This window comes from Streptomyces sp. NPDC001781, from assembly GCF_053596035.1.
Genome location: NZ_JBSFFI010000035.1, coordinates 37,518 through 62,692 on the forward strand (window position 1 = coordinate 37,518; position 25,175 = coordinate 62,692).

Here is a 25,175-nt window from a genome sequence, read left to right on the forward strand (position 1 = left end):
CGCCACTCCCCTCCCCACGAAAGGTGTACGGTCCCCGTCCCATGCGACAGCTACTCGCCTGGTCCCTCGCCGCGGCCGCCGCCCTCGCGGCCGCCCCCGCCCTCGCCCCCACCGCGGCGGCGGCCGACACCAAGTGCCCACAGTTGAGCACTACTTGGTACGGCCACAACCGCGCCCGTCTGCAACAGGTCATCGACAGCCGCGGAACCTGTTCCGGCCACCGCGGCGCGGTCGCCGTGTTCGACTGGGACAACACGATCACCAAGAACGACGTCACCGACGCCACCCTGTCCTGGGCCCTGCGCCACGACGCGCTGCCCCGGCCCGCCCGCTGGAAGGACACCAGCGCGTGGATGACCGACGCCGGGGACCGGGCGCTCACCGCCGCCTGCGGCACCGGCGCCGGCGGCTCCCTGCGCACCTCCGACCGGCCGGGGTGCACCGACGAGATCGTGGAGATCCGGGAGAAGGGCACCACGATGAGTGGCGCCGCCGCCTTCGCCGGCACCTGGAACCACCGCCGCACCGTCCCGCAGTACGCCTGGGTGCCCCAGCTCTTCGCGGGCCGCACCCCGGCACAGCTCTCCTCGTACGCGGCCGCGGCCCGCACCGAGGCGCTGGCCGCGCCGATCGGCGCCACCCGCACCCTGGGCAGCCACACCGTCCCGGCCTACGTCCGCTACTACGACCAGCAGCGCGACCTCGTCCGCACCCTCCAGCGGGCCGGGTGGCGGGTGTACATCGTCTCGGCCGGCTCCGAACCGGTCACCGAGGTCTGGTCGCGCGGGATCGGCGTCGACGCCGCGCACACCATCGCCATCCGCTCCGTCCTCGACCACCGCGGCCGCATCACCACCCGCAACGAGGGCTGCGGCGGCGTCGGGGCCAGCAAGGGCGACGTCATCCCGTACATCGACGGCAAGCGGTGCTGGATCAACCAGGACGTCTACGGCGTCCACGGACCAGCCGCCTGGCAGAAGCAGCCGTGGCGGAAGCGGATCGCCCTCGGCGGCGGCGACGCGGACACCGACGTCACCTTCGTCTCCGACGCCACCGGCGCCCACCTGGTCCTCAACCGCAACAAGGCCGAGCTGATGTGCCGGGCCTACGACAACGCGGACGGGCGCTGGGTGGTCAATCCGATGTTCATCGAGCCGCTGCCCCGCAGGCCCGACCCGTACCCGTGCTCCACCACCGCCTACAACGCCCCGGACGGCGGCCGCACCCCGGTGCTCCGCCCCGACGGCTCGGTGGTGCCGGACCAGGCGGACACGGTGTACTGAGGGGCCGTCACAGGAAGGTGTGCCCCTCGCCGCGGTAGGTGGGCACGGTCGCCGTGACCGTGTCCCCCTCCACCAGGTGCAGCACGTCGAACCGCTCGCACAGCTCGCCCGCCTTGGCGTGCCGGAACCACACCTTGTCGCCGATCAGCAGATCGTCGGCGGGCGAGCCCAGCAAGGGGGTCTGCACCTCCCCGGCGCCCTCCTGCGGGTCGAAGCGCAGCCCCTGAGGCAGATACGGCACCGGCAGCCGGTCCGGGCCCGCCGCGCCCGACGCCGGATAGCCGCCGCCCAGCACCGTCACCGCGCCCACACCGGGACGCCGGACCACGGGCAGCGCGAACAGGGCGGCCGGACGGCCCGTGAACGACGTGTAGTTGTCGAACAGCCGCGGCAGGAACAGTCCCGACCCGGCCGCGATCTCGGTCACCGCGTCCTCGGCCGCCGTGTGCTGCACGCTGCCCGTCCCGCCGCCGTTGACGAACTCCAGCTCCGGCGCCACCGCCCGCACCGCCCGTACGGCGGCCCCGCGCCGCTCGGCCAGCTCCCTGCGGGCCGCCGCCTGCATCAGCCGGACCGCCCGCGAGCGCACCGGCCGCCCGGCCACTGCGTCCCCGACCCCGGCCACGTGCCCCTCGTACCCCATGATCCCCACCAGCCTGAACCCGGGGCGCCGGGCCACCGACCGGGCCAGCTCGGCCAACTGGGCGGGGGAGTGCAGCGGGGAGCGGCGGGCGCCCACCCGCACCCGGCCCCCGAGCAGCCGCAGCGAGGTGTCCAACTCCAGGCAGATCCGCACCACTTCACGCCCACCGGCGCGCGCGGCGTCGATCAGGTCGAGCTGGGCCACGTCGTCCGCCATCACCGTGACCGAGGCGGCCAGCTTGGGGTCGCCGGCCAGCTCCGCGTACCCGGCCCGGTCGGCGGACGGGTAGGCCAGCAGCACGTCGTCGAAGCCGGAACGCGCCAGCCACAGCGACTCGGCCAGCGTGAACGACATGATCCCGGCGAAGCCGTCCCGCGCCAGCACCCGTTCCAGCAGGGCCCGGCAGCGGACCGACTTGGAGGCGACCCGGATCGGTTTGCCGTTCGCCCGGCGGACGAGGTCGGCCGCGTTGGCGTCGAAGGCGGCCAGGTCCACGAGGGCGAGCGGGGCTTCACAGGCGGCGGTGGCCCGGTCGTACCGGGCCCGGTCGGCGGCACGCGCAGTCATGACGGCAGCCTGCCAGACGCGATTACCCGAGGGTAGGGGGATGTTCCGGGCAGATGCCCCGAGGCCGTCGGCCCGTTCCGTCCCGGCCGCCCGGAACCCGTAAAGTGACGCGCACGTACGGCGGAAAACACCCGGCCGCGGCGCTGAACCGGGATGCCGGTACAGCCGTACGGGTATGCGTGCCCGGGACGGAACCCGTCCGACGGGCCACGGGCCGCCCCACCGGAGCGGCCCGCGTACGAGCAGTCGGCCCGGTCGCCAGGAAACGGGGGGTGCATGAGCACGGAAGCGCGCCGCGTCCCGTTCCCCCCGCGCCCCGCCGACGACCCCGCGTCCGCCGAGCCGGACGCCCGGATCGAGGACGAACCCTCGGTGTTCGCCCCGCGCCGCCCGCTGGAACGCCCCCGCGAGACCCGGCCCCCGGTCCCAGAGGCCCGCCTCACCACCACACCGCCGCCGCCCCCGCCGGCCTCCGCCCGCTTCCCCGACGCCCCGCCGTCCCCCACCCCGGCCGGGACGCCGACGGAGAGCAGCACCCGGCCGCGGCCCGTACCGGCCGGGACCGAGCCCGCCGCCGCGCAGGTGCCGCGCCCACCCGTCTGGAGCCCGGCCCCCGCGCCCGACCCCGCGCTCTCCTGGAACGCCCCCTGGCCGGCCGGCGCGTTCGGGCAGCCCGAGCCGTACGAGGAAGCCGTGGGCGGCCTCGGCCCGCTGGCCCGGCTGCGCGGCCGCACCGGCGTCGCCGCCGTCTGCGCCGTCCTCGGACTCGGCCTCATCGGCGGTGCGCTGGCCGGGAGCTGGCTCAGCGGCGGGGACGGCGGCCCTACCGCCGACAGCGGATTCGCCGCCGCCGGGTCGCTCTGGCACAACGTGCCCGTCGACCAGCTCTTCCCGCCCACCGTCCAGGGCACCGGCGCCGGACCCGGCGGAGCCGACCGGACCTGGACCCGGATCGCGGTGGCCCCCGACACCGGCTGCGCGGGAGCCTTCGACCCGCTGCTGGCGCGTGCCCTCGCCCCCGTCGGCTGCGCCCGCCTGCTGCGCGCCACCTACACCGACGTCACCGAGACCCATGTCACCACCGTGGGACTGCTGTTCACCAAGGCCGACCCCGCCGCGACGGCCGGGCTCGCCGCGCGCTTCCGTACCGAGCGCCTGGACCGGCGCGCCGACCTGCTGCCCCTGCCGTACGCCGCCAAGGACACCCCCGCCGCCGGGTTCGGCGCCGGACAGCGGGCGAGCTGGACGGTCAGCATCCTCACCGACGCCCCCGTCGTCGCCTTCGCCGTCTCCGGCTGGGCCGACGGCCGCACCGTCGACACCCCCGAGCCCGCCCAGGACGCCGTGCGCCCCGGCGCCACCTCCGCCCCCGCACAGGCCGGACTCGGCAACGAGGCCCAGGGGCTCGCCGACCGCATCCAGCGCAGGTTCCGCCAGACCGTCAGCCCGGCCACGGAGAGCCCCTCATGAGGCACCGCACCCGCGCCGCCTCGAGTCTGCTGCTCGCGGCCGGCCTCGCCCTGCTCCCCGCCGCCACCGCGCACGCCGACTCCATCCGCGCCCAGCAGTGGGGGCTGTCCGCGCTCCGCCTCGCCGAGGCGTGGCGCACCACCCAGGGACAGGGCGTCACCGTCGCCGTGCTCGACACCGGTGTGGAGGACGACCACCCCGACCTCGCGGGCAACGTGCTGCCCGGCAAGGACATGGTGGGCTTCGGTGCCGGACCCGGTGACCGCGCCTGGGCCCGGCACGGCACCGCCATGGCCGGGATCATCGCCGGTCACGGGCACGGACCCGGCGGCGGCGCCGGGATCATGGGCGTCGCGCCCAAGGCGAGGATCCTCCCCGTGCGGGTCATCCTGGAGGACAAGGACCCCGCCCGCGCCAAGGCCCGTGTCACCCGCGGCAACGCCCTCGCGGACGGCATCCGCTGGGCCGCCGACCACGGCGCCGACGTCATCAACCTCTCCCTCGGCGACGACTCCGACTCCGCGCACCCCGAGGCCGCCGAGGACGAGGCCGTGCAGTACGCCCTCGGCAAGGGCGTCGTCGTGGTCGCCTCGGCGGGCAACGGCGGCGACAAGGGCGACCACGTCTCCTACCCGGCCGCCTACCCCGGCGTCATCGCCGTCACCGCCGTCGACCGCTACGGCACCCGCGCCTCCTTCTCCACCCGCCGCTGGTACGCGGCCGTCAGCGCGCCCGGCGTGGACGTCGTCATCGCCGACCCCGACCACCGCTACTACGAGGGCTGGGGCACCTCGGCCGCCTCGGCCTTCGTCTCCGGCGTGGCCGCCCTGCTCAAGGCCGATCGTCCGAAGCTGACCCCGGCCCAGGTCAAGAAGGTGCTGGAGGACACCGCGCGGGACGCCCCCACCGGCGGCCGCGACGACTCCCGCGGCTTCGGCATGATCGACCCGCCCGCCGCCCTCAGGGCCGCCACGACCCTCCGGCCGGACACCCTCCACCCCGCCGGCTACGCCGGGAAGTACTTCGGCCCGGGCCCTGACACCTCCGGCTCCGCGTCCTCCGGCACCGGCTGGGCGGCCTGGCCGGCGGGCGGCACCGGCGTCGCGCTCCTGATCGCGGCGGCCGTGGTGATCCGGCGCGGCCGCAGGCCGGGCACCTCAGGCTGATCACGCGGGGCCGGCGAAGGCCCCTGCCGCCGCCCGTGCCGCCGACTCCACCAGGGCGATGCCCTCCGCCCGGCTCGACGTGCCCTCGGTGAGGACCGCCAGCAGACGGTCACCCTGGGCACCCGACGCCCGGCCCACGCTGTGCACGACCCAGCGCCCGGTCGCGGCGCGCGGGAACCAGCCGTTCTTCAGCGCGCCGGGACCCACCGCCGAGACCCCCCATCGCTGTTCGGGCACCACGGAGGCCATCAGGGCGGCCAGGCAGGCGCGCGAGGCCGGGGCCAGCACGGGGGAGGGGGCGAACACATGCCGGAGCAGGGTCAGCTGGTCCCGTGCCGTGGTGCGGGTCAGGCCCCAGTAGCCGTTCGTCCCGCCCACCGTCGCGGTGAGGCCGAGGCGGCGGTGGGCCGCGTCCAGGCCGGGGGCGCCGCCGATCGCGTGCCACAACTCGGTCGCGCAGCCGTTGTCGCTCCGGCCGATCATCCGCGCGGCCCGCTCCCGCTCCGCCCCCGTCAGGTCCCGGTCCGCGTCCTGGGCGCCGAGCAGCAGCGCGGCCAGGATGCCGACCTTGACCACGCTGGCCGCGTCGAAAGTGCCGTCGCCGTACACCGCGCTCCGTCCGGAGCCCGGATCGAGCACGCCCGCCGACAGCCGGGCCCCCTCGGGAACCACCACCCTCAGCGCTCGCATCCACGCCTCCCCTCGGCTCGGTCCCACGCCGCTCCCGATAGGGTCGGGAGCGTGGTGAACAAGAACATTCCCGACTCCGGGTTCTCCGACGACGACGGCTCCGCCGACCCCCGGCTGAGCGCCGCCCTCGCGGCCTGGTCCGAGGACCGTACGGCACTCGGGCCGGTGCTGGAGGCGCTCAAGGGCGCCCGGCTGCTCGTGCCCGTCGTCGCCGTGCTCGGCGAGGTCGAGGCGGACGAGAACGGGCTGCGCCGGGAGAAGACCAGCGACATGGCCGTTCCCACGCTGAAGGCCGCCGGGCGCACCGCGCTGCCCGCCTTCACCTCCACCGCGTCGCTGGCCCGCTGGGACCCCGCCGCCCGGCCGGTCGCCGTACCGCTGCACCAGGCGCTCCAGGCCGCCGCGCACGAGAAGGCGGACACGGTCGTACTGGACCTCGCCGGGCCGGTGCCGTTCGAGCTGACCGGCCCCGCGCTGCTCGCGCTGGCCGAGGGCCGCACCAGCGTGGACCCGCTGACCGACCCGGCCGTGGTGGCCGCCGTCCGCGCGGCCGTCGCCGCCGAGCCCGCCGTGCGCGCCGCCCACCTGGGCCCCGGCGAGGCCGACGGCACCCTGGCGCTCGTCCTCGACCCGGCCGTGCCGCCCGCGCGGGCCGCCCGCGCCGTCGCCGAGCGGCTGGCGGCCGACGAAACGCTGAGGGCCCGCCTGGTGCGCGGCCTCGACCTGGCACTCCTGCCGGCCGGAACCACCCCTCCGGGCGAGCCCCTCTTCGTACGCGACTGAGCCGGCCGCCGCCGTCAGCTCGCCTCCTCCCGCAGGGCGAGACCCATGCGTGCCGCGAGGGCGGTGGCCAGGGAGGCGATGGTCGGGTGCTGCCAGACGAAATTGCTCGCCAGGCGGACCCCGAGGTCGGCGTCGAGACGAATCCGCAGCTCGGTGGCGAGGAGCGAGTCGAAGCCGAGGGACTTCAGCGGGGTGTCCGGATCGAGCGTGGCGCTGCCGGTGCGCAGGATGGCCCGGATGTGGTCCGCCAGGTACCTCTCCAGGGCGTTCTGGCGTGCGATGCCCGCGGGCAGCGCCTCCAGCCGGGCCCGCACGTCCCGCGAGCCGCTCTCCGCCCGCTCCGGCTCGGCGTGAGGGGCGTCCACCGCCTCACGTCCGTCGGGTGCGAGGTGGGCGAAGAGGCTGGAGTCCGCGGCCTGCCGGGGAATCCAGGTCCGCGGCGCTCCGGGGATCACGGCCGTCCGGACCCGTCCGTGGGCGAGCAGGCTGTGCAGCGCCTCCAGGCCCTGGCTGGTGGGGATCGTCTCGTAGCCGCGCCCGGCGAAGTCCATGGCCTGTCCCGTCTCTCCCCAGGGACCCCAGTCGACGGCCAGGGTGGGTGAGCCGTTGCGGGTGCGCCACTGGGCGAAGGCGTCGAGCCAGGCGTTGGCCGCCGCGTACGCGCCCTGGCCGGCGTTGCCCAGCAGGCCGCTCATCGAGGAGTAGACGACGAACCAGTCCAGGGGCGCTCCGGCCGTCGCCCGGTGCAGGTTCCAGGCCCCCGTGACCTTGGGCGCCCACACGCGGTCGATCTGGTCGTCGCGGATGGTGTCCAGGGCGGCGTCGTCGAGGACCATGGCGCAGTGCACCACGCCGCGCAGCGGCAGCCCGCCCCTGGTGGCGGCCTCCACCAGCCGTTCGGCGGTGCCGCTTCGCGCGATGTCGCCCAGCACGACCGTGGCGGCGCCGCCCATGTCGCTGACGGCGCGGGCGGTCTCCGGCGACGGGGTCCGGCGGCCGTTGAGGACGACCCGGCCCGCGCCCTGCCCGATCAGCCAGCGGGCGGTGGCCAGCCCGAGCCCTCCGAGCCCCCCGGTGACGACGTAGGCGCCGTCCGCGCGCACGACGGCCGGTCCGCCGGGGTCGACCGCTACGGTCTCCCCCTCGTCGGGGACCGACAGCACGATCTTGCCGCTGTGCCCGGCGCGGGCCATCAGGCGGAAGGCGTCGGCCGCCCGGTCCAGCGGATACTCCGTGCACAGCAGTGGTTTGAGGCGGCCCGCGGCGATGTGGGCCATCACCTCACCCAGCATCTCGTGCAGCAACTCCGGCCGGCGCCGCTGGAGTTCGATGAGGTCGACGGTGCTGAACGTGATGTTGTGCCGCAGCGGACCGAGCCCCAGCGGGGCGTCGGCCATGATGTCGCGTACGCCGAGTTCGACGAAGCGGCCGAACGGGCGCAGGCTCTGCAGGCCGGCGCGGACGGCCGGTCCGGCGAGCGAGTTGAGGACCACGTCCACCCCCTCGCCGCCGGTGGCCAGGCGGGTCTGCGGGGCGAAGTCCAGGGAGCGGGAGTCCATGACGTGGCGGATCCCCATCCCGTGCAGCTGGCGCCGCTTCTCCTCCGAACCTGCCGTGGCCAGGACCTCCGCGCCCAGGAGCCGGGCGACGGCGATCGCGGCCCTGCCGGTGCCTCCCGTCGCGGAGTGGATCAGCACACGCTCGCCCGGGGCCAGCCGTGCGACGTGGCGCAGGGCGTACCAGGCGGTCAGGAAGGCCGTGGGCAGTCCCGCCGCCGCCGCGGGCCTGAGCTCCGGCGGTACGGGTGCCACGGCGGTGGACGGGACCGTGACGAAGGACCCGAACGCGCCCCCCTCCAGCTGAACGGCGAGCACGGCGTCCCCCGGACGGAGGTGGTCCACACCGGGTCCCACGGCGGAGACCACGCCCGCGCACTCGAATCCGATGCGGTAGGCGGTCTCCGGCTCGGTACCGAGCATTCCCATGGAGGTCAGGGTGTCCCGGAAGTTGACGCCCGCGGCCCGCACACGCACCTCGACCTCACCCTCGGCGGGCGGGCGGCGGCCCGTCGAGACCAGTTCGAGGCTGTCGGGATCACCGAACCGCCCCACCCGCAGGCGGAATCCGTCGTCCCCGAAGCGCACGGTCCGGGTGGAGCGGGCCGTGCCCTCGGCCGCTGTGACGGGAGACCGGTCGAGGCGCGCGACGTACCGGACGTCACCGCGCAGTGCCACCTCGTCCTCGTCCGCGTCGGCGAGCAGCTCTGCGGCCAGGGCGCGCAGTCCGCGCCGGTCGGGATCGGTGTCGACCAGGGTGGGCCTCAGATGGGGCCGTTCGACCGCCAGGACGCGGGCCACCCCGCGCACCGTGGCGTGGGCGGGGCGCCCGGCCTCGTCCACCGTCACGGGGTAGGCGTGCCGGGTGGCCACGTACAGACGCCACGGTTCCCCGTGCTCGTCGGCGGCCCGGGCCAGCGCGAGCAGCCGCCGCGCGCGCTGCTGCGCGCCCCCCACCGGGTCGGTGGTGTCGGTGGAGGGCGTGCCGGACAGGAGGACCACGGCGCGCCAGGCGCCGTCCTTGGAGGTGAGGTGCCGGCCGAAGACCTCGCTCAGCGAGGTGAGGCCCTGCGTGCTCAGGGGCGTCTCCCGCACGTGCACCCTCGCCCCGGTGGAGCGCAGGTGGTCGGCCAGGCATGCGGCCTCGCCGTCGCCCTCACCGATCACCAGCCAGTCTCCGGGCAGGTTCCGCCCGCCGGGCGGCCTGGGCGCGCGATGCCAGCCGAGTTCCATGAACCACCGGTCGACGGGGGACGCCCCGGCGGGCGCGCTCCGCCGGAAGCGCACGTCGTCGAGGGCGAGGACGGGGCGTCCCCGGACGTCCAGCGCGCGGACGTCGCCGACCAGGGTCGAGCCACTGTTCTCCGTGATCGACGCGTGGAGGTGGGTGGCGAGAGCGGGGTCGCCGAGGACGCGTACCGCGCCGACCCCGACCGGCAGGATCGGCGCGGGCGCGGTGTCCTGGCCGGCGCCCGCGACGACCAGTTGCAGGCACAGATCGAGCAGCACGGGGTGGACGCTCAGCGCGGGGGCGGGAGCGGCGGCGGTGCGGGGCAGGTGGACACGGGCCCAGTAGGTGTCCCGCGCTTGGGTGGTCCGCAGTGCGGTGATGCCGGTGAAGGCGGGACCGTGCTCCAGTCCGCAGGCCCGCAGCCCGGCGTAGAGCCTTCCGGGATCCAGGGCGACGGGGTGCCGCTGCTTCAGCTCGGGGACGGGGGCGGTGCGGGTGCCGGACGGCGCGGGAGTACGGCGGGCCGCGGCCGAGGCGTGCAGGTGCCATGAGCCGTCCGGGGCGGGCGAGTGCACCTCGCAGGCCGCCTGACCGCCGTCGGTGAGGGTCACGGTGGTGCTCAGTTCGGTGTCGTCGTCCAGCGGCAGCAGGTCGTGGAAGGCGACGTCCGTGAGCTCCACCTCCGAGGCGGCGGCGGCCAGCGCGGTGACCGCCGCGGTGTGCAGCACGGCACAGAACCCGGCGCCTGGCAGGACGGGGGAGCCGTGCACGCGGTGGTCGTCGAGCCAGGGCAGGTGCCGTGCCGGAGCGGTGGCGTGCCAGTTGTGCCGGACCGGGGCACCGGGAATCACGGAGTGCCGGCCGGGCAGGGCTCCGTCCGCCGGGGGCACCTCCGGGGCCGCCGGGTCACCGGCCCAGTGGGGGATGCGGTCGAAGGTCGTCGTGGGCACGTCCGCCAGATGACCGCCGCCGCACGAGGACGTCCAGTCGACGGAGCCGCCGTGGCAGTGGAAGGCGGCGAGCTGGGTCCGGAAGGTGACCAGCTCGTCCTGCGCCCGGCGCAGGGTGGGAAGCACGACGGCGTGGGGGACCAGGGGGGCGAGGCTGTCGCCGAGGGACTGGGCGACCACCGGATGGGGCGAGATCTCGATGAACACCTGGTGCCGGTCCTGGGCGGCGGCGGTCACGGCGGGATGGAAACGCACGGGCCGCCGGAGGTTGTCGCACCAGTACGCGGCGTCGAGCAGGGGGTGCTGCCGCGGGTCCTCGGTCACGGTGGAGTAGAACGGGACACGAGGGGGGCGGGGGGCGAGGTCCGCGAGCGCCGCGCGCAGATCCGCCAGCAGCGGGTCGACGTGCGGGCTGTGCGACGCGACGTCCACCGCGACGGGGGCGGCGGGGATCTGACGCTCGTCCCACCGGTCGACGAGGCGCATGATCTGCTCCGTGTCCCCGGAGACCACACTGGCCTCGGGTGACGCCAGCACGGCCACCGAGACGCCGTCGGCGCCCGCGTCGACCAGAGCGGCCTGGACCGCGTCGGACCCCAGGCCTACGCTGGCCATGGCCCCCGTACCGGCGATCCGTTCCAGCAGCGCCGAGCGACGGCAGATCACGCGGACGCCGTCGGCGAGGGTGAGGGCCCCGGCCACCACGGCGGCGGCGACCTCGCCCATGGAGTGGCCGATCACGGCGGCGGGACGGACGCCGTGCGCCTCCCAGGCCGCCGCCAGCGAGATCTGCAGCGCGAACAGCACCGGCTGGACGCGCGGGCAGCCGGTGACCGGCTCGCCGGAGCGGACCAGATCCAGTACGGAGAAGCCCGCCTCCTTGCGGATCAGCGCGTCCGCCTCGGTGAGAGCCTTGCGGAACGCCTCATCCTGCGCCAGGAGTTCCCGGCCCATGCCGGCCCACTGGGAGCCCTGGCCGGAGAAGACCCACACCGGGAGGCGGGGCGCGGTCACGTCGGCTGTCCCCGAGACCAGGCCGGGTGCGGGCAGGCCCTCGACGAACAGCCGCAGCGTCTCCGCGGTCTCGGCGTGCGAACGGGCGACGACCGCGAGCCGCCCGCGACCCGGGCCGCGGCGCAGGGCGAGGGTGTGGGCGACGTCCCGGAGGGGGACGGCCGCCCCCTCCGCGTCCAGCCATGCGGCCAGCTTCGCGGCGGCCTCCGGCAGCGCCCGGTGCGATCCCGCCCCGAGCAGGATCACCTCCGGTGGTGCCTGCCGGGACCGGCGCGGCGCGGGCAGGCCGGTACGGCGGACGGGCGGCGGCTCCTGGAGGATCACGTGGGCATTGGTGCCGGAGAAGCCGAAGGAGGACACCGCCGCCAGTCTCACCGGTTCCCTGCCGGGCCACGGTGTGCTCTCGCGCGGCACGAACAGCCGGGTGCCGTCGGCGGCGATGGCCGGGTTCCACCGGGTGAAGTGCAGGTTGGCGGGGATGGTCCCGTGCCGCAGGCACAGCACGGTCTTGATGAGCCCGGTGATGCCGGCGGCCGGTTCCAGATGGCCCAGGTTGGTCTTGACCGAGCCGAGCGCGCAGGGGGAGAGACCGTGGCCGTACACGGCGGCGAGACTCGCGAACTCCACGGGGTCGCCCAGCGGCGTGCCCGTGCCGTGCGCCTCGATCAGGGAGACACGGGCCGGGTCGACGCCGGCCCGTGCCAGAGCGGCGCGGTAGAGGGCCTGCTGGGCCTCGGCGGAGGGGGCGGCGAGACCGTCGGAGCGGCCGTCCTGGTTCACCGCGGACCCCCGGACCACGGCGAGGATGCGGTCACCGTCGCGGCGGGCGTCGGGCAGCCGTTTGAGGACCACGGCGCCGCAGCCCTCGCCGCGGACGAACCCGTCGGCCGAGGCGTCGAAGGTGTGGCAGCGTCCGGTCGGGGACAGCATGCCCATCCGCTCGAAGGACCGGGTGACGCGCGGGGCGAGCATGAGGGTGACACCGGCGGCCAGGGCCAGATCGCACTCCTGCCGGTGCAGCGCCTCGCAGGCCAGGTGGAAGGCGACCAGGGAGGAGGAGCACGCCGTGTCCAGGGCGATGCTCGGGCCGTGCAGACCGAGGAGGTAGGAGATCCGGCCGGCGGCGACGCAGTGGCCGTTGGTCAGGATGGAGCCTTCGAGTTCTCGGGGTCTGCCGGCCAGTTGGTCCATGTAGTCGTGGTAGCTCAGCCCGGTGAACACGCCGGTCGGTGAACCGGTGAGGCGGTCGGGAGGCATCCCCGCGTGTTCCAGGGCCTCCCAGACGACCTCCAGCAGGAGCCGGTGCTGAGGGTCCAGTACGTCCGCCTCGCGGCCCGCCACGCCGAAGAAGTCCGCGTCGAAGCCCGAGACGTCCCCGAGGTAGCCGCCCCGGGGGGCGGAGGCCCCGTCCGGGGCCGGTCCGCGCCCCGTGCCTCCCGTCCACCGGCCGGGCGGCGGAGGGCCGACCGCGTCACGCTCCTCCGTCAGCAGACGCCACAACGCGGCCGGGGAGTCGACGTCCCCGGGGAGGCGGCATCCCATGCCGACGACGGCGATGGGAGCGGTCACCGGCCGGGGGCCGTGCTTGTCGTTGGCCACAGAAGTCTCCTTGTCACTGCACGAGGGGTGGGGGAACGCGCGGGGTGCCGAGGACGCGACGGCGGACTCGTGCGTGGGGGCGAAACCGCAGGGACGAGCCGCGGAGCGGCGGACGATGACGGATCAGACGTCCGCACTGCCCAGCAGGATCGCGCTCTTCACACCGCCCAGCTGGTAGTTGAAGGTGAAGGCGTAGTCGAAGTCGAGGGGGCGGGACACCGTGCCGGGAACCGGGTCGAACGTCAGATGCCTGGCCGGCTGCTCGCAGTTGGCGGTCGGGCAGACCTGGCCGTTGCGCATCATCAGCAGGGTGAGGGCGACCCCGAGGCAGCCCGCCGGAGCGCCGTTGTGCCCGAAGCAGCCCTCCTGCGAGGTCATGAGGAGGCCGGACGCCGCGGATCCGTACAGCTCCCTGACCGCGTTCGACTCGAAGGCCGTGACGACGACGTTGCCGTCACTGCCGCCGTGGATGTACGGGACCTGACCGATGTCCCAGGTGTCGCCCAGGCAGCCGCGGGCCGCCGCCACGAGTGCCCGGCCGCTCTCGTCGCTGGCCAGCGGGTTCGAGAGCCCGTCCCGGGTGGTGACCTGCGACAGGACCTGGCCGTAGGGGCGGGCGTCGCGGGCGAAGGCGTGCTCCCGGCTCTCGATCACGAGCGTCACGGACCCCTCGCCGTGATTGATGCAGTCGGCGCGCTCGTCGTACGGGCGCATCAGCGCGTCGAACGACGGCAGCAGGCCGGGCATGTCCTCGGAGCGCATGGCGTCGTACGCCGTCTGCGCGCCGCTCAGCAGGCGCTGGATGTTGCGGATCATCGTGACGCTGAAGACGTCGACCCCGGTCACCACGGCGAGGTCGGTCTCACCTGCGGCGATCATGCCGAGCGCGTTGCCGACCTGCACCGCGGACGACGCGCAACCGCACGAGACCGTGAAGTTCGCGCCTCTGGACCGGGTGAGGGCGCCCTGCACCAGGGCGACGTCCGACGGGGTGACGGCCTGTTCCGCCGCGACGAACATCTCCAGCGCCTCGGCGACGGGGTAGGTCGCCGGGTCGGCACGCAGCACGGCGAGATAGCTGTCGATGTTGGCGTCCACTCCGCCCCGGCCCACCAGGACCGCCGCCTCCTCCAGGTCGCTCCGCACGTCGAGGCCGGCGTCGTGGCACGCCTGCGCGAGCGAGACCAGCCCGAAGCGGTGGGCATCGGTGTAGTGGCGGGAGAAGAACTCCGGGATGCCCGGTACGCGCTCCTCGAACACGGCCGCGGGCAGGGTGACGCCACCGAAATAGACACCCTTCTTGACCAGGCACGACGTCCCGGTGGAGGCGATGCTCCAGAGGTCGTCGGCGGTGAAGACCGGGTCCTGCGGACCGGGCAGGCAGAGTCCGATCCCGGTGACGACGGCGTCGCGCGCACGGGCGCCGGCGCGCCGCCTCACGAGGTGCTCGCACGTGAAGATGAGTCGATCATGGAAGTTCCCTTCGACGGGGGCGCACGAGCGCCCGGCTATTCGGCCACGTAGGTGCGGCAGGACCAGCGGTACACGGGAAACTCCTCGCCCCCGTGGACGGAATACAGGCCCGAGAACTCGAAGTGCTCGTATGCGTTGCCGCACAGGATCTTCACCTTGGGTTCGAATTCAAGCGATTTCACGTGCCATACCTCGGGAACGGCGATCCAGTCCGGGCCGCCTCGCAGGAGGACGGAAATGGAATTCGATTCCTCAGGGTCCGTTTCCGGGTCGTCGCTGCCGCCCACCGAATTCAACTGATCTCGCGTGAGCGGGGTGGGGAATACCGGAGGGAGGGTCCATCGCGATGCCGCGGAAAAGGACCGGCAAAGAGAATTGATGAAAGCGGAGACCAACATGACGACCTGCCAGGGAGGGGGCGGGTACGTGCGCGGGGCAGGGCACTCACGGCGGTGGCGCAAGTGCCCTGCGCGCTCACCGCGCGCCGGACCCTGGGGAGGGGAGCGGATCCGGCGGGCGGCGGGTCCCGGCCGGAGCCGGGACGACGGGTGCGGGAGGGTGCCGGGATCAGGTCCCGAGGTCAGAGCCCTCCCGCACGGGGGCGGGTCAGGTCGCGCTGGCCAGCGCCTGGGTGAGCGCGGACGCCGTGGCCTGCTCGGAGCTCAGTGCCGAGCTGGTGGCTCCGAGGATGTTGTACACGAGGGCGGTGGCGTTGGTCGCCGTGGCGGTGAGGACGTTGGCCCCCACCACGTTCGGCTGGCCCTGGCAGTCGCCGATGGCCGCCGCGAGATACGTGGCCGCGGCCACGTTCTGGATGCGGGCGCCGGCGGTGTTGTTGGCCTGGTCTGCCGCGATGGCGGCGTTGTTGGCCGTCTGCGCGGACTGCAGGTCGGAGACACAGGCGGACACGGCCGCGGGGGCGGCGGTTGCCAGGGGGGCGATGCCGACGACGGCGCCGGCCGCGAGGGCGGCGGTGGTGGCGGCGGCGGCGAGACGGGAACGGAACATGTGGCACTCCCTTGAACGGATGGCTGGTTCACTCAATGGCCACGACACCGGTGGGAGCGGTTGCGTCCAACTGCCGGGAACGACTGCCCGGGATGGGGAACTCGACCTGATCGCCGCGTACTTCGCGTGATGGGAGTGACGACCGGAACGGGTTGGCAGTCACGTTCCCGGGAAGGATGGGCAACCCGCCGGTTCGTGCTCCAGTAATGCGCCACGGGTGGGAGGCGGAACAAGGGGGATATCCGGTTCATCACTCGATCGGAGTACAGACGGCCATCCGATCCCGCTCGAACATGAAGTTCCGTCGGGCTTCACCGGTGCGGCCTCGAGGAGGGCACCGGCCGCCCGGGCTCGGCATTCGGGACGCGCGGCCGGTCCGGTCATCACACGCCTCACGCATATAGCAATGATTTCATCACAACGCACTAGGCCATCCGGGTGTACCTCGCGCGGTAAGTGTTGCCGCCATATGCCGCATCAGTGGATAACTGTGACATCCAACGGTGGGCCCCATCCTCTCCGGTGGTGTGGTAGTCCGCACACAGGGCGCCGGTCTCGTGCCGGTCCTCGTGGAACGGGCTACCACGATGGGCCCACCGCGAGAGGTGTTGGATGCGTCAGCCGGCGCCGGCCAGCGCCGGCTGACGCGCCACCTCCGCTCCGGCGCATCGGGACGAATCGCCGGGCACGGCAGCCTCAGGCGTTCTCACCACCGGGCGACCGGCCTGCGGCCCTCCCGGCGCCGCGAGAGGCGCCGCGCCTCCGCCCGGAGCACCGCCACCTCACCGCCCACCCCGCGGCCGCCCCTCCAGGAGGGGCCCCGCCGGTCGCCCCGCACCCCGCGGCGGCGGGCGCCCACCGGTGCGGCGCGCCCATCGCAGAGCCGTGCACCGAGGCCCCGGCGATGCCCGCCGAGGTCTGCGTCCCCCACAGGATCAGGAGCGACGGGACATGGAAACCACCACACGCGCCTGCGCGCGGATCGTTCTCACGGCTGCGGACATCGACAGATGGCCCGACGCGTCGTACCTTCGGGCGCCTGCCGCGGCCGCGTACCGCTCGCGCGGTCTCACCGTGTGCTTCCCCGCGATGGACCGCGCCGTTCCGGTCTGCCGGCACTTATCCCGGATATGGCTGGAGAGGCAGGTGGAGGACCGGGACGTCCGGTACACGGCCCTGCTCGTCACCACGGAACTGGCGACGAACGCCATCGTCCACACCGACAGCACCGTCATCGTCGCCGGCCTGCGCAGGAACCGGACCCACCTGCGCATCCAGGTGCGCGACCAGGGCCGGACGGCGACGGAGAAGCACTGGCACAAGGTCTCGGGCTTCGGCCGCGGCCTCGGCATAGTCGCCGGCTGCACCCGTGAGTTCGGTACGCACGTGGACGACGACGGCGCCCGCACGATCTGGGCCACGCTCGCCCTGGCGGCCGGCTGAGGGCGCGGGACGGTGCGGGGCGCCGGGATTCCTAGCCGTACACCGCCCCGGTGTACTTCTCGCCGGGGCCGTGGCCCGGCTCGTCCGGGACGAGGGACGCCTCGCGGAACGCGAGCTGGAGCGACTTCAGGCCGTCGCGCAGCGGGGCGGCGTGGAAGGAGCTGATCTCGGTCGTGCTCGCGTCCAGCAGGCCGGCGAGGGCGCTGATCAGCTTGCGGGCCTCGTCCAGGTCCTTGTACTTCTCGCCCTCCTCGCTCAGCCCGAGCTTCACGGCGGCCGCGCTCATCAGGTTGACGGCGACCGTCACGATCACCTCGACGGCGGGGACCTCGGCGATGTCGCGGGTCATGGCGTCGAAGTCGGGGGTCTCAGGGGGGGTCTCACTCATACCGCACACGATAGGCGGCGCGCCCCGCCCGGCTCACCGGACCCCGGCCGTCCGGCCGGGACGCGCGGGATTAGCGCACCGATGCCGGTGCTGCTAACCTGGTGTGACGACCGGCCGGACGAGTACGCCCACGCGGCGAGCACTCCGGCCTACAAGTGGAGGCTTCGAGCTCCCACCCGACCACCCTCGCGGGCGGCGGGTCACCGGTCAGACGGATTCGTCGCCCAGGCGGCGGACACCGTCCGAGAGCGCGCCCCGCGGCCATCGCGGCGGTGTTCCGGTAGTTCGAGGAGCCCCGCCTGTGATCGTCCGGGGCATTTTTTGTGCTTCGGCGCGGTTAGGTCTTACTGATACAGACGTTACGCGGCTGTCCGCCAGACCGTCGCGTGGTGCTACCGAGGAGGATCCATCAGCGCCGAGCCCCGCATCAACGACCGGATTCGCGTTCCCGAGGTGCGACTTGTCGGTCCCAGTGGCGAGCAGGTGGGCATCGTCCCGCTGGCCAAGGCACTGGAGCTTGCGCAGGAGTACGACCTGGACCTGGTCGAGGTCGCGGCGAACGCCCGTCCGCCCGTGTGCAAGCTCATGGACTACGGGAAGTTCAAGTACGAGTCGGCCATGAAGGCCCGTGAGGCGCGCAAGAACCAGGCGCACACGGTCATCAAGGAGATGAAGCTCCGGCCGAAGATCGACCCGCACGACTACGACACCAAGAAGGGTCACGTCGTCCGGTTCCTCAAGCAGGGCGACAAGGTCAAGATCACGATCATGTTCCGTGGCCGTGAGCAGTCCCGCCCCGAGCTGGGCTACCGACTGCTGCAGCGCCTCGCGGAGGACGTCCAGGACCTCGGGTTCGTCGAGTCGAACCCGAAGCAGGACGGCCGAAACATGATCATGGTCCTCGGTCCGCACAAGAAGAAGACCGAGGCGATGGCCGAGGCCCGCCAGGCGCAGGAGGCCCGCAAGGCCGACGCGAAGGCCAACCCCGGCCGCTCGCAGAACGCCGCGGACGCCGACACCGCCGAGAACGCCGAGAACGCGGACGTCGAGGCCCCTGCCGAGGCTCCCGCCGAGGCGTGATCCCGAGGGGCGACAAGTCCCGACGGAACCAACCGATAAGAGAGCGACGCTCCACCGTGCCCGGTTTCACGACCGGGCACCGGAGCGCCACCGACGAGGAGATAACGGCGCTATGCCGAAGAACAAGTCGCACAGCGGTGCCAGCAAGCGCTTCAAGGTCACCGGCTCCGGCAAGGTGCTCCGTGAGCGCGCCGGCAAGCGCCACCTGCTCGAGCACAAGTCGTCCCGCGTGACGCGCCGCCTCACCGGCACCGCCGAGATGGCTCCGGGCGACGCCGCGAAGATCAAGAAGCTTCTCGGCAAGTGACGTCGCGGCGCCCCTAGCGCGCCGTACGCCGACACCGGGACCCAATCGTTTTCGGGTCGTGTGAGTCCGAGTCCACTCACCGGCCCCGCTACAAGGAGTTAACAAGTGGCACGCGTCAAGCGGGCAGTCAACGCCCACAAGAAGCGCCGGGCGATCCTCGAGCAGGCTTCCGGCTACCGTGGTCAGCGCTCGCGCCTGTACCGCAAGGCCAAGGAGCAGGTCACCCACTCGCTGGTCTACAACTACAACGACCGCAAGAAGCGCAAGGGTGACTTCCGCCAGCTGTGGATCCAGCGGATCAACGCCGCTGCCCGCGCCAACGGCATCACCTACAACCGCTTCATCCAGGGTCTGAAGGCCGCGAACATCGAGGTCGACCGCAAGATCCTGGCCGAGCTGGCCGTCAACGACGGCACCGCGTTCGCGGCGCTCGTCGAGGTCGCCCAGAAGGCGCTCCCGGCCGACGTGAACGCGCCGAAGGCCGCGTGACGCTGCGCTGGCCTTGAGCCGGTTACCTCCAGGACCCGCAGGCTACTTTGCTTGCGGGTCCTGCTGTTGGGGCCGCCGGTGCGCGCGCTGTCGGCTGCGGCCGCGCCGCGGTTTACCACGCCCCGCAAAAACACCGCTTGCTGTAGGGATCTCGGTCGAAGGTATGAGGAACATGGGCTCCGGCAACCCTGAGTTGATCTCTCCCCGGTCCGCGCGGGTGAGTGCCGCGCGGCGGCTGGGGAGGCGGAACTTCCGGGGAAAGGAGCGGCTGTTCCTCGCGGAGGGGCCGCAGGCCGTGCGGGAGGCCGCCGGGCACCGGGTCGGCGGCGAGTCCACGCTGGTGGAGCTGTTCGCCACCGTCGAGGCCGCGGAGCGGTACGCCGGCATCATCGCCGAGGCGCGCGCCGCGGGTGCCCGGGTGCACCTCGCCGACGAGGACGTCATCGCCGACATCTCCACCACCGTCACCCCGCAGGGTGTCGTCGGCGTCTGCCGGTTCCTGGACACGCCGTTCGAGGACATCCTCGCCGCCCGCCCCGAGCTGGTCGCCGTCCTCGCGCACGTCCGCGACCCCGGCAACGCGGGCACCGTGCTGCGCTGCGCGGACGCCGCCGGCGCCGACGCGGTGATCCTCACCGACGCCTCCGTGGACCTGTACAACCCCAAGGCCGTACGCGCCTCCGTCGGCTCCCTGTTCCACCTGCCCGTCGCCATGGGCGTCCCCGTGGAGCAGGCCGTGCGGGGGCTGAAGGACGCAGGGGTGCGCATCCTCGCCGCCGACGGCGCCGGGGACCGGGACCTCGACGAGGAGCTGGACAAGGGAGCCATGGGCGACCCCACCGCCTGGGTGTTCGGCAACGAGGCGTGGGGACTGCCCGAGGAGACCCGCGCCCTCGCCGACGCCGTCGTCAGCGTCCCCATCCACGGCAAGGCCGAGAGCCTGAACCTCGCCACCGCCGCGGCCGTATGCCTGTACGCGTCGGCCCGAGCCCAGCGCGCCCCCGGAGGCTGCCGTTCCGCCGCGCCGAACTAGTAGGGTGACCCACTCGGGGGCCCTGCGCAGGCCGGGAGGTGGGGTACGGGGATGAGCGTGGTCGGCACGAGTGCGGCGCCGGACGGGCGGGACGTGCGCGCGTTTGCCGCCGACCCGATCGACCCCGACCAGCTCCCCGACGGGCTCGTCGTCGCCGACGAGCACGGCCGGGTCGTGCGGTTCAACGCCGCGGCCGCCCGGATCACCGCCCTCAGCCCCGCCGACGCCCTCGGCCGGCCGCTGGAGAGGGCGCTGCCGCTGGAGGACCTCGAGGGCCGCCGCTGGTGGCAGCTCACCGACCCCTACGGCGGTCTCTCCATCCGGGTCCGCCAGCCCGAGCGGAACCTGCTGCTGCCCGGCGGCCGCGAGGTCCTGGTCGCCGCCCGCTACGTACGCGACGAGCCCCTCGGCCCGCTGCGCCGACTCGTCGTCACCCTCCGGGACACCGACGCCCGGCGCCGCACCGAGCGCAGCCACGCCGAGCTGATCGCCACCGTCGCGCACGAGCTGCGCTCCCCGCTGACGTCGGTCAAGGGCTTCACCGCCACCCTGCTGGCCAAGTGGGAGCGGTTCACCGACGAGCAGAAGCGGCTGATGCTGGAGACCGTCGACGCCGACGCCGACCGGGTCACCCGGCTCATCGCCGAACTCCTCGACATCTCCCGCATCGACAGCGGCCGGCTGGAGGTGCGCCGCCAGCCCGTCGACATAGCGGCCGCCGTCGGCCGGCACATCCAGGCCCATGTCGCCGCCGGCCAGCCCGCCGACCGCTTCCTGCTCCGCGTCGAGCACCCGCTGCCCGCCCTGTGGGCCGACCCCGACAAGGTCGACCAGGTGCTCAGCAACCTGCTGGAAAACGCGGTGCGGCACGGCGCCGGAGCCGTCACAATCGACGTCACGCCCGCCCCGTCCCCGCGCGAGGGCGAGGAGACAGCCACGTCGGTCACGGTGAGCGACGAGGGGCCCGGCATCCCGGAGGAGTCCATGAACCGCGTCTTCACCCGCTTCTGGCGGGGCAGCAAGCGCGGCGGCACCGGCCTCGGGCTCTACATCGTCAAAGGCATCGTCGAGGCCCACGGCGGCACCATCACGGTCGGCCGCGCCCCCGGCGGCGGCGCGCGGTTCCGATTCACGTTGCCCGTGAGCGCCCCGGCATACCTGTCCTAGGGCTCCCGCGGGCCATTCGCCCAGCCCGTCCCCGTTAGACTCGGCCCCTGGCACCTTTGTGTCCGCACGCGGCCCGCCGGGACCCCCCAGGGCGGTGACGGGACCACCAGCCACCCAATCGGAAGCACGGGAAGAGATGTCGGCACCGAATAAGTCGTACGACCCTGTCGAGGTCGAGGCGTTGAAACCGGAAGAGATCGAGCGGATGCGGGACGAGGCGCTCGCCGCCTTCGGTGCCGCGGACTCCCTCGACGCCCTCCACGAGGCCAAGGTCGCCCACACCGGCCCGGCCTCCCCGCTGTCCCTCGCCAACCGCGAGATCGGCGCCCTGCCCCCGCACGCCAAGGCCGACGCCGGCAAGCGGGTCGGCATGGCCCGGGGCGCGGTCAACAAGGCGCTGGCGGCCCGGCAGACGGAGCTGGAGGCCGAGCGCGACGCGCGGGTGCTGGTCGAGGAGGACGTCGACGTCACCCTGCCGTACGAGCGCGTCGCCGCCGGCGCCCGGCACCCGCTGACCACGCTCTCCGAACGTATCGAGGACGTCTTCGTCGCCATGGGCTACGAGGTCGCCGAGGGGCCCGAGGCCGAGGCCGAGTGGTTCAACTTCGACGCCCTCAACATCGGCCCCGACCACCCCGCACGCGGCGAGGCCGACACCTTCTTCGTCCGCGGTGAGGAGGGCGGCGCCGAGTCCGGTGTCGTGCTGCGCACCCACACCTCGCCCGTGCAGATCCGCTCCCTGCTCGACCGCGAGCCGCCGGTCTACGTGATCTGCCCCGGCCGCGTGTACCGCACCGACGAGCTGGACGCCACGCACACCCCGGTCTTCCACCAGGTCGAGCTCCTCGCCGTCGACGAGGGCCTGACCATGGCCGACCTCAAGGGCACGCTGGACCACATGGTGCAGTCGCTGTTCGGTCCGGACATGAAGACCCGGCTGCGGCCGAACTTCTTCCCGTTCACCGAGCCGTCCGCCGAGATGGACATGGTGTGCTACGTCTGCCGCGGCGCGTCCGTCGGCAACCCCGACCGGCCCTGCCGCACCTGCTCCAGCGAGGGCTGGATCGAGCTGGGCGGCTGCGGCATGGTCAACCCCAAGGTGCTGACCGCGTGCGGCGTCGACCCGGAGAAGTACAGCGGGTTCGCCTTCGGGTTCGGCATCGAGCGGATGCTGATGTTCCGCCACAACGTCGAAGACATGCGAGACATGGTCGAGGGTGACGTCCGCTTCACCCGGCCGTTCGGGATGGAGATCTGATGCGTGTCCCGCTTTCCTGGCTGCGGGAGTACGTCGACCTGCCGGAGTCCGAGACCGGCCGTGACGTACAGGCCAAGCTCATCGACTCCGGCCTGGAGGTCGAGACCGTCGAGCAGCTCGGCGCCGGCCTGAAGGGCCCCCTCGTCGTCGGCCAGGTGCTGACGATCGAGGAGCTCGAGGGCTTCAAGAAGCCGATCCGCTTCTGCACGGTCGACGTCGGCACCGCCAACGGCACCGGTGAGCCGCAGGAGATCGTCTGCGGTGCCCGCAACTTCGCGGTCGGCGACAAGGTCGTCGTGGTCCTGCCCGGCGCGGTGCTCCCCGGCGACTTCGCCATCGCCGCCCGCAAGACGTACGGCAAGACCTCGCACGGCATGATCTGCTCCACCGACGAGCTGGGCATGGGCGACGACGGCACCCACGGCATCATCGTGCTGCCGCCGGAGACCGAGGTCGGCAAGGACGCCGTCGAGCTGCTGGAGCTGGTCGACGAGGTCCTGGACATCGCCGTCACCGCCAACCGCGGCGACTGCCTGTCCATCCGCGGCGTGGCCCGCGAGACCGCCATCGCCTACGGCCTTCCGCTGCGCGACCCGGCGCTCATCGACGTGCCCGCGCCGAACGCCCACGGCTATCCGGTGAAGGTCTCCGACCCGATGGGCTGCGACCGCTTCACCGCGCGCACCGTCACGGGTCTGAGCCCCGAGGCGCGGTCCCCGATCTGGCTGCGCCGCCGCCTGCAGAAGGTCGGCATGCGCCCGGTCTCGCTGGCCGTCGACGTCACCAACTACGTGATGATGGAGCTGGGCCAGCCCCTGCACGCCTACGACCGCACCTCGGTCCAGGGCGCCATCGGGGTCCGCCGCGCCGAGGAGGGCGAGAAGCTGCGCACCCTCGACGGGGTCGAGCGCACGCTGCACGCCGAGGACCTCGTCATCATCGACGAGCGCGGCCCCATCGGCCTGGCCGGTGTCATGGGCGGCGCGAACACGGAGATCGCCGACCACGACGACACCGAGCGCTCCACCTCGGACGTCGTGGTGGAGGCGGCCCACTTCAACGCCGTCTCCGTGGCGCGCACGGCCCGCCGGCACAAGCTGTCCTCGGAGGCGTCCCGCCGCTTCGAACGCGGTGTCGACCCCCAGGCCGCCGCCGCTGCCGCGCAGCGCACCGTGGACCTGCTGGTCCTGCTCGCGGGCGGTACCGCCGAGGCGGGTGTCACCGAGATCGTCGCGCCGTCCGCGCCGCGTACGATCGCGCTCCCGGCCGACCACCCGGACAAGGTCGCGGGCGTCGCCTACGGCCGCGAGACCGTCGTCCGCCGCCTCCAGGAGATCGGCTGCGACGTGTACGGGCAGGACGAGCTGCTCGTCACCGCCCCGTCCTGGCGGCCCGACCTCACCGAGCCCAACGACCTCGCCGAGGAGGTCATCCGGCTGGAGGGCTACGAGAACCTGCCCTCCACGCTGCCCAGGCCCTCCTCCGGCCGTGGTCTGACCCACCGGCAGCGGCTGCACCGCCGGATCGGCCGCGCGCTGGCCGGGGCGGGCTGCGTCGAGGCGCCGAACTACCCGTTCGTCGCCGAGCAGGTCTTCGACCAGCTCGGCCTGGACGCCGGCGATCCGGCCCGCCGCGTGCTGAAGCTCGCCAACCCGCTCAGCGACGAGGAGCCCGCGCTCCGCACCACGCTGCTGCCCGGCCTGCTGGGTGCCCTGCGCCGCAACGACGGCCGGGGCTCGCACGACCTGGCGCTGTTCGAGACCGGCCTGGTCTTCCTGCCGCGCGAGGGCGCCGGGCTCGGGCTCGCCGGGCACCTGCCCGTCGACCGCCGGCCCACCGACGAGGAGATCGCCCGCCTGGACGCCGCGCTGCCCGAGCAGCCCCGTCACGCGGCCGTCGTCCTCACCGGGGCCCGCGAGAGCTCCGGCTGGTGGGGCGAGGGCCGCCCGGCGGGCTGGGCGGACGCCGTCGAGGCCGCCCGGACCGTCGCCCGCGAGGCTGGCGCCGAACTGATCGTGCGCAAGGCCCAGTACGGCCCCTGGCACCCCGGCCGCTGCGCCGAGCTGGCGGTCGTGGTGGACGGCGCCGAGCGCGTCGTCGGCCACGCGGGCGAACTCCACCCGCGCGTGCTCAAGGCCCTCGGCCTGCCCGAGCGCACCTCGGCGATGGAGGTCGACCTGGACGCCCTGGAGGCGGCCGGCGACGACACCCCGCAGGCGCCCCGGATCTCCACCTTCCCGGTCGCCACGCAGGACGTCGCGCTGGTCGTCGACAAGCCGGTGCCCGCCGCCGACGTCGAGGCCGCGCTGCGCGAGGGCGCGGGCGAACTGCTGGAGTCCATCCGGCTGTTCGACGTGTACGAGAACCCGGAGCAGCTCGGCGAGGGCCGCAAGTCCCTGGCGTACGCGCTGCGCTTCCGGGCCGGTGACCGCACGCTGACCGTGGACGAGGCGTCCGCCGCGCGTGACGCCGCGGTCGCCCTGGCGGGCGAGCGCACGGGCGCGGAGCTGCGCGGCTGATCCCGCCGGAGGCCGAGGGCACCGGCCGGTCACGGACTCGGTCCGTGGCCGGCCGGTG

At 73.7% G+C, this 25,175-nt stretch carries 19 protein-coding genes; 12 read left to right on the forward strand and 7 right to left on the reverse strand.

Annotated elements, in window-relative coordinates:
* Window positions 1–41 precede the first annotated feature (41 nt).
* Window positions 42–1,283 (forward strand): haloacid dehalogenase-like hydrolase, encoded by a 1,242-nt coding sequence (locus tag ACWCV3_RS25435; RefSeq protein WP_451228492.1) that lies wholly within the window; start codon window positions 42–44, stop codon window positions 1,281–1,283.
* Between the two features lie 7 nt (window positions 1,284–1,290).
* On the opposite strand, the gene ACWCV3_RS25440 is transcribed toward ACWCV3_RS25435, so the two are convergent.
* Window positions 1,291–2,493 (reverse strand): amino acid deaminase/aldolase, encoded by a 1,203-nt coding sequence (locus ACWCV3_RS25440; RefSeq protein WP_451228495.1) that lies wholly within the window; start codon window positions 2,491–2,493, stop codon window positions 1,291–1,293.
* 276 nt (window positions 2,494–2,769) lie between these two features.
* Between ACWCV3_RS25440 and ACWCV3_RS25445 the strand changes: the two genes are divergently transcribed.
* Window positions 2,770–3,963, forward strand: coding sequence for a hypothetical protein (locus ACWCV3_RS25445; protein ID WP_451228498.1), 1,194 nt, complete (start codon window positions 2,770–2,772; stop codon window positions 3,961–3,963).
* Window positions 3,960–5,129, forward strand: coding sequence for a type VII secretion-associated serine protease mycosin (mycP, locus tag ACWCV3_RS25450; protein ID WP_451228501.1), 1,170 nt, complete (start codon window positions 3,960–3,962; stop codon window positions 5,127–5,129). The genes ACWCV3_RS25445 and mycP overlap by 4 nt, the downstream gene beginning before the upstream one ends.
* On the opposite strand, the gene ACWCV3_RS25455 is transcribed toward mycP, so the two are convergent.
* The gene (locus ACWCV3_RS25455; protein WP_451228504.1) at window positions 5,130–5,819 is read right to left on the reverse strand and encodes a serine hydrolase; all 690 of its coding nucleotides are present in this window, start codon (window positions 5,817–5,819) and stop codon (window positions 5,130–5,132) included.
* Between the two features lie 51 nt (window positions 5,820–5,870).
* On the opposite strand from ACWCV3_RS25455, the gene ACWCV3_RS25460 reads away from it, so the two are divergent.
* Window positions 5,871–6,602 carry an SseB family protein gene (locus tag ACWCV3_RS25460; RefSeq protein WP_451228507.1) on the forward strand — a complete coding sequence of 244 codons (732 nt, stop codon included), beginning with the start codon at window positions 5,871–5,873 and terminating at the stop codon, window positions 6,600–6,602.
* Between the two features lie 14 nt (window positions 6,603–6,616).
* Here the strand turns inward: ACWCV3_RS25460 and ACWCV3_RS25465 are convergent, their stop codons facing one another.
* The 4 genes from ACWCV3_RS25465 to ACWCV3_RS25480 all read right to left on the reverse strand — a co-directional run bounded on the left by ACWCV3_RS25465 (window position 6,617) and on the right by ACWCV3_RS25480 (window position 15,433).
* Complete coding sequence (locus ACWCV3_RS25465) at window positions 6,617–12,952, reverse strand: SDR family NAD(P)-dependent oxidoreductase (RefSeq protein ID WP_451228510.1); 6,336 nt, start codon at window positions 12,950–12,952, stop codon at window positions 6,617–6,619.
* 123 nt (window positions 12,953–13,075) lie between these two features.
* Entirely contained in the window at window positions 13,076–14,392 is a 1,317-nt protein-coding gene (locus ACWCV3_RS25470; RefSeq protein ID WP_451228513.1) for a beta-ketoacyl synthase N-terminal-like domain-containing protein, read from the reverse strand.
* 68 nt (window positions 14,393–14,460) lie between these two features.
* Window positions 14,461–14,712 carry a DUF5988 family protein gene (locus ACWCV3_RS25475; RefSeq protein ID WP_451228515.1) on the reverse strand — a complete coding sequence of 84 codons (252 nt, stop codon included), beginning with the start codon at window positions 14,710–14,712 and terminating at the stop codon, window positions 14,461–14,463.
* A 319-nt stretch (window positions 14,713–15,031) separates the two neighbouring features.
* Window positions 15,032–15,433, reverse strand: coding sequence for a hypothetical protein (locus ACWCV3_RS25480; RefSeq protein WP_451228518.1), 402 nt, complete (start codon window positions 15,431–15,433; stop codon window positions 15,032–15,034).
* Between the two features lie 951 nt (window positions 15,434–16,384).
* Here ACWCV3_RS25480 and ACWCV3_RS25485 point away from each other — a divergent pair.
* A complete protein-coding gene (locus tag ACWCV3_RS25485; RefSeq protein ID WP_451228521.1) occupies window positions 16,385–16,876 on the forward strand; it encodes an ATP-binding protein in 492 nt (163 codons plus the stop codon).
* A gap of 31 nt (window positions 16,877–16,907) precedes the next feature.
* Here ACWCV3_RS25485 and ACWCV3_RS25490 read toward each other — a convergent pair whose 3' ends face one another.
* Window positions 16,908–17,264: a DUF1844 domain-containing protein gene (locus ACWCV3_RS25490; protein WP_451228523.1), complete on the reverse strand. Its 357-nt coding sequence runs from the start codon at window positions 17,262–17,264 to the stop codon at window positions 16,908–16,910.
* Window positions 17,265–17,672: 408 nt separating this feature from the next.
* Here ACWCV3_RS25490 and infC point away from each other — a divergent pair, with 408 nt between their 5' ends.
* From infC to pheT, 7 genes are all read left to right on the forward strand, one after another.
* Window positions 17,673–18,344 (forward strand): translation initiation factor IF-3, encoded by a 672-nt coding sequence (gene infC, locus ACWCV3_RS25495; RefSeq protein ID WP_451228545.1) that lies wholly within the window; start codon window positions 17,673–17,675, stop codon window positions 18,342–18,344.
* A gap of 112 nt (window positions 18,345–18,456) precedes the next feature.
* Window positions 18,457–18,651, forward strand: a complete 195-nt coding sequence (gene rpmI, locus ACWCV3_RS25500) for a 50S ribosomal protein L35 (protein ID WP_018549118.1) — start codon at window positions 18,457–18,459, stop codon at window positions 18,649–18,651.
* A gap of 105 nt (window positions 18,652–18,756) precedes the next feature.
* Window positions 18,757–19,140, forward strand: coding sequence for a 50S ribosomal protein L20 (gene rplT / locus ACWCV3_RS25505; RefSeq protein WP_030812835.1), 384 nt, complete (start codon window positions 18,757–18,759; stop codon window positions 19,138–19,140).
* A 172-nt stretch (window positions 19,141–19,312) separates the two neighbouring features.
* The gene (locus tag ACWCV3_RS25510) at window positions 19,313–20,173 is read left to right on the forward strand and encodes a TrmH family RNA methyltransferase (protein ID WP_451228527.1); all 861 of its coding nucleotides are present in this window, start codon (window positions 19,313–19,315) and stop codon (window positions 20,171–20,173) included.
* A 51-nt stretch (window positions 20,174–20,224) separates the two neighbouring features.
* Window positions 20,225–21,340 carry an ATP-binding protein gene (locus ACWCV3_RS25515; RefSeq protein WP_451228530.1) on the forward strand — a complete coding sequence of 372 codons (1,116 nt, stop codon included), beginning with the start codon at window positions 20,225–20,227 and terminating at the stop codon, window positions 21,338–21,340.
* A 136-nt stretch (window positions 21,341–21,476) separates the two neighbouring features.
* The gene (gene pheS, locus ACWCV3_RS25520) at window positions 21,477–22,598 is read left to right on the forward strand and encodes a phenylalanine--tRNA ligase subunit alpha (RefSeq protein WP_451228533.1); all 1,122 of its coding nucleotides are present in this window, start codon (window positions 21,477–21,479) and stop codon (window positions 22,596–22,598) included.
* A complete protein-coding gene (pheT, locus tag ACWCV3_RS25525; RefSeq protein ID WP_451228536.1) occupies window positions 22,598–25,117 on the forward strand; it encodes a phenylalanine--tRNA ligase subunit beta in 2,520 nt (839 codons plus the stop codon). The genes pheS and pheT overlap by 1 nt, the downstream gene beginning before the upstream one ends.
* Window positions 25,118–25,175: the final 58 nt, after the last annotated feature.